This is a genomic window from Pseudomonas sp. P179, assembly GCF_000478485.2.
In the GTDB taxonomy this organism is placed as follows: Bacteria; Pseudomonadota; Gammaproteobacteria; order Pseudomonadales; family Pseudomonadaceae; genus Pseudomonas; species Pseudomonas aeruginosa.
This window is the reverse complement of the sequence record NZ_KI517354.1, coordinates 3,946,303-3,960,341: the sequence shown is the minus strand read 5'-3', so window position 1 is coordinate 3,960,341 and position 14,039 is coordinate 3,946,303. Positions and strand designations below refer to the sequence as shown.

The window sequence follows — 14,039 nt, the reverse complement described above, 5'->3', positions numbered from 1 at the left end:
TCAGTGGCTGTAGCGTCGCGGAACCCGAGCCGTGACCTTGCTCAGAAGCTCGTAGCCAAGGGTGCCGCAGGCACGGGCGACCTCGTCCACCGACAACCCGGCGCCCCACAACTCCACCGGGTCGCCAACGCGAGCCTCCGGCAGGTCGGAGAGGTCGACCGCCAGCATGTCCATCGAGACCCGCCCGGCCAGGGTCGCGCGGCGTCCCCCGACCAGTACCGGAGTCCCGGCTGGCGCGGTACGCGGATAGCCGTCGGCGTAGCCGCAACTGACCGTGCCGATCCGCGCCGGCCGCTCGACGATCCAGGTGGCGCCGTAGCCGACGCTCTCGCCCACGGCCACCTCGCGCAGTGAAATCAACTGCGCGCCCAGGCTCATGGCCGGCCTCAGGCCCAGTTCGGCGGCGCTCAGGTCGGCCAGCGGGGTCGACCCGTAGAGCATGATTCCCGGCCGCAGCCAGTCCATGTGGGCGGCCGGGATAGTCAGCACCGCCGCCGAATTGGCCAGGCTGCGCTGGTCGAAATCCAGGTCGAGCAGGCCGAGGAAACTCTCCAGCTGCTGCTCGGTGAGCGGATGGTTGCGTTCGTCGGCGCAGGCGAAATGGCTGATCAGGTTCAGCTCGCGCACACCAGGATGGTTGCGCAGGCGCGCATGCCAGGCGCGCAGCGCGGCAGGATCGAAGCCCAGGCGGTGCATGCCGGAGTCGAGCTTGAGCCAGACGTTGAGTGGAATATCCAGGCCGGCGGCGAGGAACGCCTCGCCCTGTTCCGCGCCCTGGATCACCAGGTCCAGGCGCAATTGCCCGGCGAGGGCGTATTCGCTCGCCTCGAAGCAGCCTTCCAGCAACAGGATGCGCGCGCTGGCGTGCAAGGCGCGGACTTCCGCGGCCTCCTCCAGGCAGGCCACGGCGAAGCCATCGGCATCGTCGTGCAACGCGGTAACCACTTCGCGCGCACCGTGGCCATAGGCGTTCGCCTTGACCACCGCGAACGCCTGGCGCTGCGGCGCGCAGCGCTTGGCCAGGGCATAGTTGTGGCGAATGGCGGAAAGGTCGACGGTGGCAACGAGGGGACGCATGGCATCGGGTCCTGCAACTGAAACGGGTGCCTATGGTAAGGCGCCCGCCGGGCAAGACCCAAGCCGGGTCATTCGTCCTCGAAGTTGTACATGCCGGCGGCAAGGTTCTCGAAGCGCGTGTATTTGCCGATGAAGGCCAGGCGCACCGTACCGATCGGACCGTTACGCTGCTTGCCGATGATGATTTCGGCGACGCCCTTGAACTCGGTCTCCGGGTGGTACACCTCGTCGCGGTAGACGAACATGATCACGTCGGCGTCCTGCTCGATCGCCCCGGATTCGCGCAAGTCGGAGTTCACCGGGCGCTTGTTGGGTCGCTGCTCCAGGGAGCGGTTGAGCTGCGACAGGGCAATCACCGGGCAGTTGAATTCCTTCGCCAGGGCCTTCAGCGAGCGGGAAATCTCGGAAATCTCGTTGGTCCGGTTGTCGCCGCTGGAGCCGGGTATCTGCATCAGTTGCAGGTAGTCGATCATGATCAGCGCCAGGTCGCCGTGCTCGCGCACCAGGCGACGGGTCCGCGCGCGCATTTCCGAGGGACTGATGCCAGCGGTATCGTCGATGAACAGCTTCTTGTCGTTGAGCAGGTTGATCGCCGAAGTCAGGCGCGGCCAGTCCTCGTCGTCGAGCTTGCCGGAACGCACCTTGGTCTGGTCGATACGCCCGAGCGACGAGAGCATACGCATCACGATCGAGTCGGAGGGCATCTCCAGGGAGTACACCAACACGGCCTTGTCGGTGCGCATCACCGCGTTCTCGACCAGGTTCATGGCGAAGGTGGTCTTACCCATCGACGGACGCCCGGCGACGATGATCAGGTCGGCCGGCTGCAGGCCGCTGGTCTTCTCGTCGAGGTCGGTGAAACCGGTGGACACCCCGGTCAGCGCCTCGGTGGTGTTGAACAGGTAGTCGATGCGGTCGATGGTCTTGACCAGGATATCGCTGATCCCTACCGGCCCGCCGGTCTTCGGTCGCGCTTCGGCGATCTCGAAGATCTTCCGCTCGGCCTCGTCGAGGATCTCGTTGGCGCCGCGCCCTTCCGGGTGGAAGGCGCTGTCGGCGATCTCGTTGCTGATGCCGATCAGTTGGCGCAGGGTGGCGCGCTCGCGGATGATCTGCGCGTAGGCCTTGATGTTGGCGACCGAGGGAATGTTCTTCGCCAGTTCGCCGAGATAGGCCAGGCCGCCGACCTGGGCCAGTTGTCCTTCCTTCTCCAACTGCTCGGAGAGGGTCACCACGTCGATCGGCTGGTTGGCCTCGGCCAGCTTGTAGATGGCGCGGAAGATCAGGCGATGGTCATGGCGGTAGAAATCGCCGTCGGACACCGAATCCGACACACGCTCCCAGGCGTTGTTGTCCAGCATCAGGCCACCCAGCACGGCCTGCTCGGCCTCGATCGAGTGCGGCGGCACCTTCAGGGCTGTGGTTTCCAGGTCGTATTGCTCGGGGCTGGTGATCTCGTTCATAGACTCGACGCAAGAAAAAGGAACAGCGGAAAAAACAACGGGCACGGTGCCGTTGCCGGTACCGTGCCCGATGTTAGCGGACTGCCGCGGACACGCATATGCCCGCCCAGCCCTACCGATCGGATCGCTTACTCAGCGACGATGATCAGCTTCAGAGTGGTTTCCACGTCGGTGTGCAGGTGCACGGCGACGTCGAACTCACCGGTGTTGCGCAGCGCGCCGTTGGGCAGGCGAACTTCGGCTTTTTCCAGCGGGTAACCGGCAGCGGAAACGGCTTCGGCGATGTCGCGGGTGCCGATCGAACCGAACAGCTTGCCTTCGTCGCCAGCGTGGGCGCCGAGGGTTACCACCAGCTCGGAGAGCTGGGCAGCACGGGCTTCGGCAGCGGCCTTCTTCTCGGCGGCAGCCTTTTCCAGCTCGGCGCGGCGTGCTTCGAACGCAGCGACGTTCTCGGCGGTGGCGACGGTGGCCTTGCCCTGCGGCAGCAGGAAGTTACGGGCGTAACCGCCCTTGATGTTCACCTTGTCGCCCAGGTTGCCCAGGTTGGCGACTTTTTCCAGCAGGATGACTTCCATTTGAGTCTTACCTCTTAACTTTTAACCTTCACCGTTCGTGGAACCCTGGCGCCGGGCCAGGCGTCCACGAAAATCAAACAGACTGTCGACAACCGCCAAAAGACAGATCAGGTTCCCCAGCAGCAATACAGCCAGGTACAGGCCCACCAGCCAACCACCCGCGAGGCGCTTCAGGGCGATCAGGCCATGCCCGAGCGCCACGCCGGCGATGATCAGCGGCACGCTGCACAACGGACCGAGCACCGCGGCCTGCACTTCCAGCGCCGGGACCACGACGGCCCCCAGCAGCAGGATCACGGCAACCGCCGGCGCCAGCCGCAAACTCCGGAATTCGCGGCCGAAGCCGCCCGGGTTGTACAGCGAAGCCTGCCAGTACCGCGCGAGCATCAGGCAGAGCAGGCAGGTCACCTGCAGCGAGGAAGCCATGACCCCGGTCAGGGTCGGCACCAGCGCCACCTGCAACTTGTCCAGCTCTTCGCCCGACAGCTGGGACTCCCCGCGAAGCTGGGTCAGGACCTTGGTGACTTCCGTCGCCAGGGCGCCGATCAGCTCGCTGGAGGTATGCCCCAGCACCAGCGCGAATACCACGCCAACTGCAACACTGCCCAGCAGCACATGGCTCCAGGACGTGCTGGCGCGCAGGATCTGCGCCAGCGTCAGGGTACCGAGCAGGACCAGAAGGATGCTCGGATCGCCCAGGTACCACCAGAACATCGCCGGTAGCACCGCCCAGGCCAGGACGCCGAAGGCGTCGCCGAATCCGCGCCGCAGCAGCACCAGGCTACCGGCGGCGGCACTCAGCCAGAACAACAGTGGAACAACCGCGGAGCCTGCCACGGCGAGCGTGGCCTGCATGCGGCCGCGCATGGTGAACTCAGCCAGTGCGCGCATGCGATCTATCCCTTACCAGCGTTCGACTGCCCGATCTCAACGGCCGTGGCTGTCGGTGTAAGGAAGCAGGGCCAGGTAGCGGGCGCGCTTGATAGCGGTCGCCAGCTGACGCTGGTACTTGGCCTTGGTGCCGGTGATACGGCTCGGAACGATCTTGCCGGTTTCGGAAACGTAGGCCTTCAGGGTGTTGAGATCCTTGTAATCGATCTCTTTCACGCCTTCGGCGGTGAAGCGGCAGAACTTACGACGACGGAAGAAACGTGCCATGTGATTGGCTCCTCAATACTGGTCCGGAATTACTCGTCAGCGTTATCGCTATCGCTGTTGTCGTCGCCATCGGCGCCTTCAGCGTTATCGTTCGGACGCTCACGACGCTCGCGACGCTCGTTGCGGCTTTCTTCAGCCTTGAGCATCTCGGACTGCTCGGTGACAGCTTCGTCGCGACGCATGACCAGGTTACGGATCACGGCATCGTTGTAACGGAAGTTGTCTTCCAGCTCAGCCAGGGCCTTGGCGCTGCACTCGACGTTCATCAGAACGTAGTGGGCCTTGTGCACGTTGTTGATGGCGTAGGCCAGCTGACGACGGCCCCAGTCTTCCAGACGGTGGATCTTGCCGCCGTCTTCTTCGATGGCCTTGGTGTAACGCTCGACCATGCCACCGACTTGTTCGCTCTGGTCCGGGTGAACCAGGAACACGATTTCGTAATGACGCATAAATGCTCCTTACGGGTTGCAGCCTGCCGCAGAACGGTCAGGCAAGGAGTGAATGTTTTCTTGGCTTGCCTGGTGGAGAGGCGAACGAACGCCTGCCCGCGCGGCAAGGGGCGACATTCTAGAGAAGGGCAACCGGCGAAGCAAGGAAGATTGGCGAATATTTGTACAGCGGATGGAATGGCGCGGGGCCGCGCCGCGGCGGCCCCGCACGCGCTCACTCCAGCGGGGTGCGCTGGCGGAGGATCTCGAACAGGCAGACGCCGGTGGCGACCGAGACGTTCAGGCTGCTGACGCTGCCGGCCATCGGCAACCTGGCGAGGAAGTCGCAGTGCTCGCGGGTCAGCCGGCGCATGCCCTTGCCTTCCGCGCCCATCACCAGCACGGTCGGCCCCTTGAGGTCGAGCTGGTAGAGGGTCTTGTCCGCCTCGCCAGCGGTGCCGACCACCCACAGGCCGCGCTGCTGGAGCTTTTCCAGGGTGCGCGCGAGGTTGGTCACCGCCACCAGCGGGATCACCTCGGCGGCGCCGCAAGCGACCTTGCGCACGGTGGCGTTGAGGGTCGCGGACTTGTCCTTGGGCACGATCACCGCCTGCACCCCCGCCGCATCGGCGGTACGCAGGCAGGCGCCGAGGTTGTGCGGATCGGTGACGCCATCCAGGGCCAGCAGCAGCGGCACGCCCTCGCTCCGCTCGAGCAGTTCCTCGAGCATGTTTTCGCCCCAGACCTGGCTGGGGCTGACTTCCGCGACCACGCCCTGGTGGACGCCTTCCGCCCACTCGTCGAGTTCGCGCCGATCGCGCTGCCCTACCGGAATACGGAACCCGGCGGCCAGCTCGGTGAGCACCTGGACCCGCGGATCATGCCGCCCCTCGGCCAGCCACAACTGCTTGACCCGCTTCGGGTGATGACGCAACAACGCTTCCACGGCATGCACGCCGTAGACCTTTTCCCACTGACTCATGACTTGGCCTTACGTTTGCGCGCCCCGGTGGCGGCCGGAGCGTTGTCGGCCTTCGGCTTGGAAGGCCCCTTGCGATGCTTGGTCGGCTTGCCCGGCTTGGCGGCAGCGGCGGGCTTGCCGTCCTTGGCCTTGCCCTTCGCGCTCTTGCCCGCAGGAACGACCTTGCCCTTCTTCCCGCCCTTGTCCTTGCCGCCGACACGCGCCTCGGCGAGCAGCGCCTGCTTCACCTCGCGACTCTTGCGCACGTCGGTGTTGCCGAGCATCTCCGCGGCCTGCGCCAGCAGCTCCGGCGCGACCGGCAGCAGCGCCTGCACCTTGCCGGCCTTGCGCCGCGGCACCACCGCGGCGTCGGGACTGGCCAGCGCCGGCTCCAGGTCGACCTCGGGCACGGATGCGCCCTTGCGCCCCTTCGGCGCCTTGCCGGCGTTCGTCGACTTGTCGCCGTTGCGCTTCTTGCGTCCGATCGGCGCGCTCAGCACGTTTCCGGCCAGCTCGAAATCGATCTTCCGCTCGTCCAGGTCGACCCGCGCCACTACCACTTCCGTGGTGTCGCCGAGACGGAAGCTGCGCCCGGTGCGTTCGCCGCTGAGGCGATGGTGCACGGCGTCGAAATGATAGTAGTCGCCGGGCAGCGCGGTCACATGGACCAGGCCTTCGACGAAGATGTCGGTCAGCTCGACGAACAGACCGAAACCGGTGACCGCAGTGATTACGCCAGGGAAGGTCTCGCCGACCCGCTCGCGCATGTATTCGCACTTCAGCCAGTTGGTCACGTCGCGGGTGGCCTCGTCGGCACGCCGCTCGGTCATCGAGCACTGCTCGCCCAACTGGTCCAGGCGCAATTCGTCGTACGGATAGATACGCGCCTTGGGCATGCTCGCCGCGCCGGCCCGCTGCACGTGCGGAGTCTCCGCCTTGGAGCGGATCACACTGCGGATCGCACGATGCACCAGCAGGTCCGGGTAGCGCCGGATCGGCGAGGTGAAGTGGGTGTAGGCGTCGTAGTTGAGGCCGAAGTGGCCATTGTTGTCCGGGCTGTACACCGCCTGGCTGAGCGAACGCAGCATGACCGTCTGGATCAGGCGGAAGTCGGCGCGGTCGTGGATCTTCTCCAGCAACTCCTGGTAGTCGCCCGGGGTCGGCGCGGCCTTGCCGCGGCCGAGGCTCAACCCCAGCTCGCCGAGGAACTGGCGCAGGTTGTTGAGTTTCTCCTGCGGCGGGCCGTCATGCACCCGGTACAACGCCGGGATGGCGTGCTTCTGCAGGAAGCGTGCGGTCGCCACGTTGGCGCAGAGCATGCACTCTTCGATCAGGCGGTGCGCATCGTTGCGCTGGGTCGGGCGGATTTCCGAGATCTTCCGGTCGGCGCCGAAGACGATGCGGGTTTCCTGGGTCTCGAAATCGATCGCGCCGCGGACATGGCGGCCGGCCAGCAGCGCTTTATACAACGCATACAGCTGCTGCAGGTGCGGCACCACGCCGGGCAACTGCTGGCGCAGGTTCTCGGCCTCGACGCTGTCGGGGTGCTCGAGCAACTGGCTGACCTTGGTGTAGGTCAGGCGGGCATGGGAGTGGATCACCGCTTCGTAGAACTGGTAGCCGGTCAGCTTGCCAGCCTTGGACAGGGTCATCTCGCAGACCATGGCCAGCCGGTCGACCAGCGGATTCAGCGAGCAGAGACCATTGGACAGCACCTCCGGCAGCATCGGGATCACCCGCTCGGGGAAATACACCGAGTTGCCGCGCCTGGCCGCCTCTTCGTCCAGCGCCGAACCGACCTTCACGTAGTGCGAGACATCGGCGATCGCCACGAACAGGCGCCAGCCGCCGCCGCGCTTGGCCTCGGCGTACACCGCGTCGTCGAAGTCGCGGGCATCCTCGCCGTCGATGGTGACGAAGGGCACCTGGCGCAGGTCGATACGCTTTTCCTTGTCCTTCTCCGCCACTTCCGGCTTGAGCTTGGCCGCTTCCTTCTCCACCGCGGCCGGCCAGACGTGGGGGATATCGTAGCTGCGCAGGGCGACTTCGATCTCCATCCCCGGCGCCATGTAGTCACCGAGCACCTCGACGATCTCGCCCTGGGCCTGGCGGTGGATGCTCGGCCATTGCTCGATGCGCACCTGGACGAACTGGTTGTGCCTGGCCTTGCCGGCCTTGCCCGGCGGGATCAGGACTTCCTGCTGGATCTTCGGGTTGTCCGCGACCACCACGCCGATGCCGCTTTCCTCGAAGTAGCGGCCGACCACGATCTCGTGGGCCCGCTCAATCACCTCGACCAGCTGGCCTTCGCGGCGTCCGCGCCGGTCATGGCCGGACACCCGGGCCAGGGCGCGGTCGCCGTCGAACACCAGCCGCATCTGGGTGGGACTGAGGAACAGGTCGTCGCTGCCATCGTCGGGGATCAGGAAGCCGAAGCCGTCGCGGTGCCCGCTGATGCGGCCGCGGATCAGGTCCAGCTTGTCCACCGGCGCATAGGCGCCACGACGCGTATAGATAAGCTGCCCGTCGCGCTCCATGGCGCGCAGGCGACGACGCAAGGCCTCTTCCGGCTCCTCGCCGGCGAGCCCGAACTCGTCGAGCAACTGGGAGCGAGTCGCCGGAGCGCCCCGCTCGGATAGGTGAGCCAGGATCAGTTCCCGGCTGGGGATGGGGTTTTCGTACTTTTCCGCTTCGCGAGCGGCCTCGGGATCGAGGTTTTGCCAATCGGCCATTAGAGGTAGGTCACCTTTTCTTCTTTAGCGTTTGCTGCCATTGCTCTATTGAAGCGCGAAAACGCTTCGTCGGTCAGCTTCGGCAACAGAATAATTTTTATCGCATCAGGGGTTTACAAGCAGAATACGTACTCGTATAGTTCGCGCCCACAACGTTGCTGAGACGTTGTAACACGGAAACGATGAGCGATCATCGACTCCAGTGCCCAGGTGGCGGAATTGGTAGACGCACTAGGTTCAGGTCCTAGCGGTGGCAACACCGTGGAAGTTCGAGTCTTCTCCTGGGCACCATATTTCAGACAAAGCCGGTCATTAGACCGTTTTTGTTTCAGCAGTTCAGCCACTACCAGGCATTGAAACTGCGACAAGGTTTGCAACACCCAAGTCGATGAGCGATCATCGCACAATGCTGAAAAGCATGCCCAGGTGGCGGAATTGGTAGACGCACTAGGTTCAGGTCCTAGCGGTGGCAACACCGTGGAAGTTCGAGTCTTCTCCTGGGCACCATCTTCAAGACAAACAGCCGAGCATCGCTCGGCTTTTTGTTGTCCGCGATTTTCCCTTCGAGCCACGCCACCCTCCCCCGCTCACCGCGGCGCCGACCCCGGAAATGAAAACGGGCCGCATGCGCAGCCCGTTCCGTCATCGCCCCGCTATCCGCCTCAGGCGAATGGATGGCGCAGGATGATGGTCTCGTTGCGGTCCGGACCGGTGGAGATGATATCGATCGGCGCACCCACCAGCTCTTCCACGCGCTTGATGTAGGCGCGGGCGTTGGCCGGCAACTCTTCCAGGGTCTTCGCACCCACGGTCGACTCGCTCCAGCCGGGCATTTCCTCGTAGACCGGCTGCAGGCCGATGTAGCTGTCGGCATCGGTCGGCGCTTCCAGCACATCGCCATCGGCATTCTTGTAGCCGACGCACAGGCGCACCACATCCAGGCCATCGAGCACGTCGAGCTTGGTCAGGCACAGGCCGGAGATGCTGTTGATCTCGATAGCGCGGCGCAGGATCACGGCATCGAACCAGCCGCAGCGACGAGCGCGACCGGTGGTGGCGCCGAACTCGTGGCCGCGCTTGGCCAGGTAGGCGCCGACGTCGTCGAACAGCTCGGTCGGGAACGGACCGGAGCCGACGCGAGTGGTATAGGCCTTGGTGATACCCAGTACGTAGTCCAGGTACAGCGGGCCGAAGCCGGAACCGGTGGCGGTACCGCCAGCGGTGGTGTTGGAACTGGTCACGTAGGGATAGGTGCCATGGTCGATGTCCAGCAGCGATCCCTGGGCGCCTTCGAACATGATGTCCTTGCCGTGCTTGCGCAGGTCGTGCAGGGTCGCAGCGACATCGGCCATCATCGGCTTGAGCAGCTCGGCATACTCCATCGCCTCGTCCAGGGTCTTCTGGAAGTCGATGGCCGGCTCCTTGTAGTAGTGCTGCAGGACGAAGTTATGGTAGTCCAGCAGCTCGCCCAGCTTGGCGGCGAAGCGCTCGCGGTGGAACAGGTCGCCGACGCGCAGGCCGCGACGTGCCACCTTGTCCTCGTATGCCGGGCCGATACCGCGACCGGTGGTGCCGATCTTGGCTTCGCCGCGGGCCTTCTCGCGCGCCTGGTCGAGGGCGACGTGATAGGACAGGATCAGCGGACAGGAAGGACTGATGCGCAGGCGCTCGCGCACCGGCACGCCCTTCTCTTCCAGCTTGGTGATTTCGCGCAGCAGCGCATCCGGCGCCAGCACCACGCCATTGCCGATCAGGCACTGCACGCCTTCGCGCAGGATGCCCGATGGAATCAGGTGCAGGACGGTTTTCTCGCCATCGATCACCAGGGTGTGGCCAGCGTTGTGACCACCCTGGTAGCGAACTACGGCAGCCGCCTGCTCGGTGAGCAGGTCGACGATCTTGCCCTTGCCCTCATCACCCCATTGGGTGCCCAGGACTACGACATTCTTACCCATAACACTTGTCCCCATCGTGGAAGTTCGATGCCGGCCGCGGCCGGCGGAATCTCAGGACGCCAGCGGCGCCACCTGCCAATTGCCATCGCGCAGCGCCAGCTGCCGGTCGCAGCCCGCCTCGCGCGCAGAAGCCGCATCCTGCCCGGGCAGAGCCTGGACGACACGCTGCCCGTCGCGGCGCAGTCGTTGCACCGCCTGCCAGAGCCCGGCCCCTTCGGCCGGCGCCCAGATACCCGATACAGCCTGGTCCAACCGGGCCTGGCCGAGAGTGACCAGGCTTTTCAGATCGGTGGAGAAACCGGTGGCCGGGCGGGCGCGCCCGAAATCGGCACCGATATCATCATAGCGACCGCCCTGGGCGATGGACTGGCCAACGCCGGGCACGAAGGCCGCAAACACCACGCCGGTGTGATAGTGATAGCCACGCAGCTCGCCGAGGTCGAAATACAGCGGCAAGCCGGGGAAGCGCCCGGCCAGCGAATCGGCGATCTCGATCAGCTCGTTCAGCGCCACCTGGACATCGGCCGGCGCCGCCGCCAGACGGGCACGGCCCTGCTCCAGCGCATCGCGGCCGCCGCATAGCTCGGCCAGCGCACGCAACATGCCGCGCAGCTCGGCAGGCAGGTCTGCAGTCAGCGCCTCGACCTCGTCCACCGCCTTGCGCTGCAAGGCATCGAACAACTGCTGCTCGACTTCGCCGGACAGCCCTGCCGCGCGCGCTAGGCCGCGGTAGATACCGACATGGCCGAGGTCCATGTGCACGTCCGGCACTTCCGCCATCTCGAGCATTTCCAGCATCAGGCTGATCACCTCGACATCGCTGGCAGGGCTCGGATCGCCGTACAGCTCGGCGCCCAGCTGGATCGGACTACGCGAAGTGGACAGCGCGCGCGGCTGCGCATGCAGCACACTGCCGGCATAGCACAGGCGGCTCGGTCCCTCGCGGCGCAGGCTGTGCGCATCCATCCGCGCCACTTGCGGCGTAATGTCGGCACGGAAACCCATGAGCCGGCCGGACGCCGGGTCGGTCACCTTGAAGGTGCGCAGGTCAAGATCCTGTCCCGCGCCGGTGAGCAGCGACTCCAGGTATTCGATATGCGGGGTCACGACGAACTCGTAACCCCAGCGGTGGAACAGATCCAGCACCTGACGGCGGGCTGCTTCGATGCGCGCCGCCTCCGGGGGCAGCACCTCTTCGATCCCATCTGGCAGCAGCCAGCGGTCTACCGTTGCCATTTCGCCTCTCCCCTTTCAGCCGGGCGGCACATCATCAGTGAATCCAGTAAAGAAGCAGGGTGCCGAGCAGCATGCTACCCAGCCCCACGAGACGCAGGTGACGGTCGCTCAGCCGGCCGATGCCGGTGACCGCCTCGCGCCATTGTCGCGGACACAGGAACGGCAGGATGCCTTCCAGCACCAGCACGAGACAAAAAGCGATGCCGAATTCCTGCCACATGATTCTCGCGGACGCAAAAAAGCCGGGATTTCCCGGCTGGCTCATCATAACACGATTTCTCCGGCGGGCGCTGCCGCCCGCCGGAGAACCGAGTATTACTTGTTGGCCTTGTTCAGATAGCGGAAGAACTCGCTGCTCGGATCGAGCACCAGTACGTCGCGCTTCTCGGCGAAGCTTTCGCGATACGCCTTCAGGCTACGGTAGAAGGAATAGAACTCCGGATCCTGGTTGTAGGCCTTGGCATAGATCGCGGCAGCCTTGGAGTCGCCGTCACCGCGGGTCTCTTCCGACTCGCGGTAGGCTTCGGCAACGATTACCCGGCGCTGGCGATCGGCGTCGGCACGAATGCCTTCGGCCAGTTCGCGACCCTTGGCGCGGTGCTCGCGGGCCTCGCGCTCACGCTCGGTGCTCATCCGCTCGAAGACGCTGCGGTTGACTTCCTTCGGCAGGTCGATGGCCTTGACCCGCACGTCGATCACCTCGATACCCAGTTCCTTCTGCGCCATGCGGTTCAGCGAAGCGGTGATGTCGCCCATCAGCGCGTCGCGCTCGCCCGATACCACTTCATGCAGGGTACGCTTGCCGAACTGGTCGCGCAGACCCGCTTCGAGACGCCGCGACAGGCGTTCGTCGGCGATCTGCTTGAGGCCCGAGGTAGCGGTGTAGAAGCGCTCGGCATCCGCCACCCGCCACTTGGCATAGGCATCCACCATCACCGCTTTCTTTTCCAGGGTCAGGAAGCGCTGGGTCGGGGCATCCAGGGTCAGCAGGCGAGCGTCGAACTTGCGCACCTGGTTGACGTACGGGATCTTGAAGTGCAGGCCCGGCTTGACGTCGGACTCGACCACCCGGCCGAAGCGCAACATGACCGCGCGCTCGGTCTGCTGGACTACGTAGACGCTGTTCCACAGGACGATGGCGGCGACGACACCGACGATCAGAGCGATCAAAGACTTGTTGCCCATCAGCGGCTCTCCCTCGTACGCGCGTCTTGCTGGCGCAGATCGTTGACGATCCGCGACCCCAGGTCGGAAGCGCTGGCGCTGCCACCACCGGCGGAAGCACCGGCCCCCGTAGCGGGCGCGGCGTTACGACCATCGATCATCTTGTCCAGCGGCAGGTAGAGCAGGTTGTTCTGCCCCTGCTGACCGGTCACCAGCACCTTGCTGGTCTGGCTGAAGACTTCCTGCATGGTGTCCAGGTACAGACGCTCGCGCGTCACTTCCGGAGCCTTGCGATATTCCACCAGCAGCTTGGAGAAGCGATCCGCCTCGCCCTGGGCGCGCGAAATCACCTCGTCGCGGTAACCGTTGGCTTCTTCGATGATGCGCTGGGCCTGGCCACGTGCCTCCGGCACCACGCCGTTGGCATAGGCTTCGGCCTGGTTCTTCTCGCGCTGCTCGTCCTCGCGGGCCCGGATCACATCGTCGAACGCTTCCTGCACCTCACGCGGTGCCTGGGCGCTCTGGATGTTCACCTGGGTCACGGTGATACCGGTCCTGTAGGTATCCAGGAAGCGTTGCAGGCGCTCGCGCACCTCGGTCGCCATCTGCTCGCGGCCTTCGGTGAGGATCCGGTCCATGGTGGTGGAGCCGGCGACATGCCGCAGCGCGCTCTCGGTCGCCTGCTGCAGGCTGACCTCGGGCTGGTCGACGTTGAGCACGAAGTCCTGCAGGTTGCTGATCTTGTACTGCACGGTCAGCGGCACTTCGACGATGTTCTCGTCCTCGGTGAGCATCTGCCCCTGCTTGCTGTACGCACGCTCGCGGGTGACGTTCTCCTGGAAGCGCTTGTCGATCGGCGGGAAGTAGAAGTTCAGGCCGGGACCGACCGTCTCGTAATACTTGCCGAAGCGCAGGATGACCGCCTGCTCCTGCTCGTCCACCACATAGATGGCGTTGTACAGCCAGAGCACGGCGAGGATCGCCAGGCCGATGCCGAACAGGCCCAGGCCACCGCCCTTGCCGCCGGAACCGGAGCCGGAACCGTTGCCACTGCGTTTTTTTCCACCGAACAGCCCGTTCAGGCTGTCCTGAAGCTTGCGGAAAGCCTCATCCAGGTCGGGCGGCCCCTTGCGGTCACCACCGCCGCCACCACCACCGCGGCGGCCTCCCCACGGGTCTCGATCGTTGTTGTTCGAGTTGTCACCCGGCTCGTTCCAAGCCATAGCGCTCTCCATCTAGTAACGCGAAACGCGCCTGCGGCGCGGCCACCCATGCTACCGAATGCCCTGC

Annotated in this window: 13 protein-coding genes and 2 tRNA genes; 2 read left to right on the top strand and 13 right to left on the bottom strand. The window is 65.0% G+C overall.

All coding sequences use genetic code 11. From position 1 onward, the window contains the following. The 8 genes from alr to rnr form a co-directional block, all read right to left on the bottom strand. Positions 1-1,077, bottom strand: a complete 1,077-nt coding sequence (gene alr, locus HMPREF1224_RS30675) for an alanine racemase (RefSeq protein ID WP_003161289.1) — start codon at positions 1,075-1,077, stop codon at positions 1-3. Positions 1,078-1,145: 68 nt separating this feature from the next. Continuing rightward, a complete protein-coding gene (dnaB, locus tag HMPREF1224_RS30670) occupies positions 1,146-2,540 on the bottom strand; it encodes a replicative DNA helicase (RefSeq protein ID WP_003100012.1) in 1,395 nt (464 codons plus the stop codon). Positions 2,541-2,668: 128 nt separating this feature from the next. Beyond that, a complete protein-coding gene (gene rplI, locus HMPREF1224_RS30665; RefSeq protein ID WP_003095627.1) occupies positions 2,669-3,115 on the bottom strand; it encodes a 50S ribosomal protein L9 in 447 nt (148 codons plus the stop codon). A 21-nt stretch (positions 3,116-3,136) separates the two neighbouring features. Continuing rightward, positions 3,137-4,006, bottom strand: coding sequence for a hypothetical protein (locus HMPREF1224_RS30660; protein ID WP_003095630.1), 870 nt, complete (start codon positions 4,004-4,006; stop codon positions 3,137-3,139). 36 nt (positions 4,007-4,042) lie between these two features. Then, positions 4,043-4,273: a 30S ribosomal protein S18 gene (gene rpsR, locus HMPREF1224_RS30655; protein WP_003095634.1), complete on the bottom strand. Its 231-nt coding sequence runs from the start codon at positions 4,271-4,273 to the stop codon at positions 4,043-4,045. A gap of 29 nt (positions 4,274-4,302) precedes the next feature. Further along, on the bottom strand, positions 4,303-4,722 hold the full coding sequence (gene rpsF, locus HMPREF1224_RS30650) for a 30S ribosomal protein S6 (RefSeq protein WP_003095636.1): 420 nt from the start codon (positions 4,720-4,722) through the stop codon (positions 4,303-4,305). Positions 4,723-4,936: 214 nt separating this feature from the next. Then, the gene (gene rlmB / locus HMPREF1224_RS30645) at positions 4,937-5,683 is read right to left on the bottom strand and encodes a 23S rRNA (guanosine(2251)-2'-O)-methyltransferase RlmB (RefSeq protein WP_003095638.1); all 747 of its coding nucleotides are present in this window, start codon (positions 5,681-5,683) and stop codon (positions 4,937-4,939) included. Beyond that, the gene (rnr, locus tag HMPREF1224_RS30640; RefSeq protein WP_010793707.1) at positions 5,680-8,394 is read right to left on the bottom strand and encodes a ribonuclease R; all 2,715 of its coding nucleotides are present in this window, start codon (positions 8,392-8,394) and stop codon (positions 5,680-5,682) included. The genes rlmB and rnr overlap by 4 nt, the downstream gene beginning before the upstream one ends. A gap of 204 nt (positions 8,395-8,598) precedes the next feature. On the opposite strand from rnr, the gene HMPREF1224_RS30635 reads away from it, so the two are divergent. Further along, positions 8,599-8,685 (top strand) — tRNA-Leu (locus HMPREF1224_RS30635). A 129-nt stretch (positions 8,686-8,814) separates the two neighbouring features. Next, a tRNA-Leu gene (locus tag HMPREF1224_RS30630) sits at positions 8,815-8,901 on the top strand. 155 nt (positions 8,902-9,056) lie between these two features. Here HMPREF1224_RS30630 and HMPREF1224_RS30625 read toward each other — a convergent pair. The 5 genes from HMPREF1224_RS30625 to hflK all read right to left on the bottom strand — a co-directional run bounded on the left by HMPREF1224_RS30625 (position 9,057) and on the right by hflK (position 13,972). Beyond that, complete coding sequence (locus tag HMPREF1224_RS30625; protein ID WP_003095642.1) at positions 9,057-10,349, bottom strand: adenylosuccinate synthase; 1,293 nt, start codon at positions 10,347-10,349, stop codon at positions 9,057-9,059. A gap of 51 nt (positions 10,350-10,400) precedes the next feature. After that, positions 10,401-11,585 (bottom strand): ATP phosphoribosyltransferase regulatory subunit, encoded by a 1,185-nt coding sequence (locus HMPREF1224_RS30620; protein WP_003095644.1) that lies wholly within the window; start codon positions 11,583-11,585, stop codon positions 10,401-10,403. A 34-nt stretch (positions 11,586-11,619) separates the two neighbouring features. After that, positions 11,620-11,805, bottom strand: a complete 186-nt coding sequence (locus tag HMPREF1224_RS0112285; RefSeq protein WP_003095647.1) for a DUF2065 domain-containing protein — start codon at positions 11,803-11,805, stop codon at positions 11,620-11,622. A 95-nt stretch (positions 11,806-11,900) separates the two neighbouring features. Next, positions 11,901-12,770 (bottom strand): protease modulator HflC, encoded by an 870-nt coding sequence (hflC, locus tag HMPREF1224_RS30615; protein WP_003106429.1) that lies wholly within the window; start codon positions 12,768-12,770, stop codon positions 11,901-11,903. Then, positions 12,770-13,972 carry an FtsH protease activity modulator HflK gene (gene hflK / locus HMPREF1224_RS30610; RefSeq protein ID WP_003106427.1) on the bottom strand — a complete coding sequence of 401 codons (1,203 nt, stop codon included), beginning with the start codon at positions 13,970-13,972 and terminating at the stop codon, positions 12,770-12,772. Before hflK ends, hflC begins: the two co-directional genes overlap by 1 nt. Positions 13,973-14,039 lie beyond the last annotated feature (67 nt).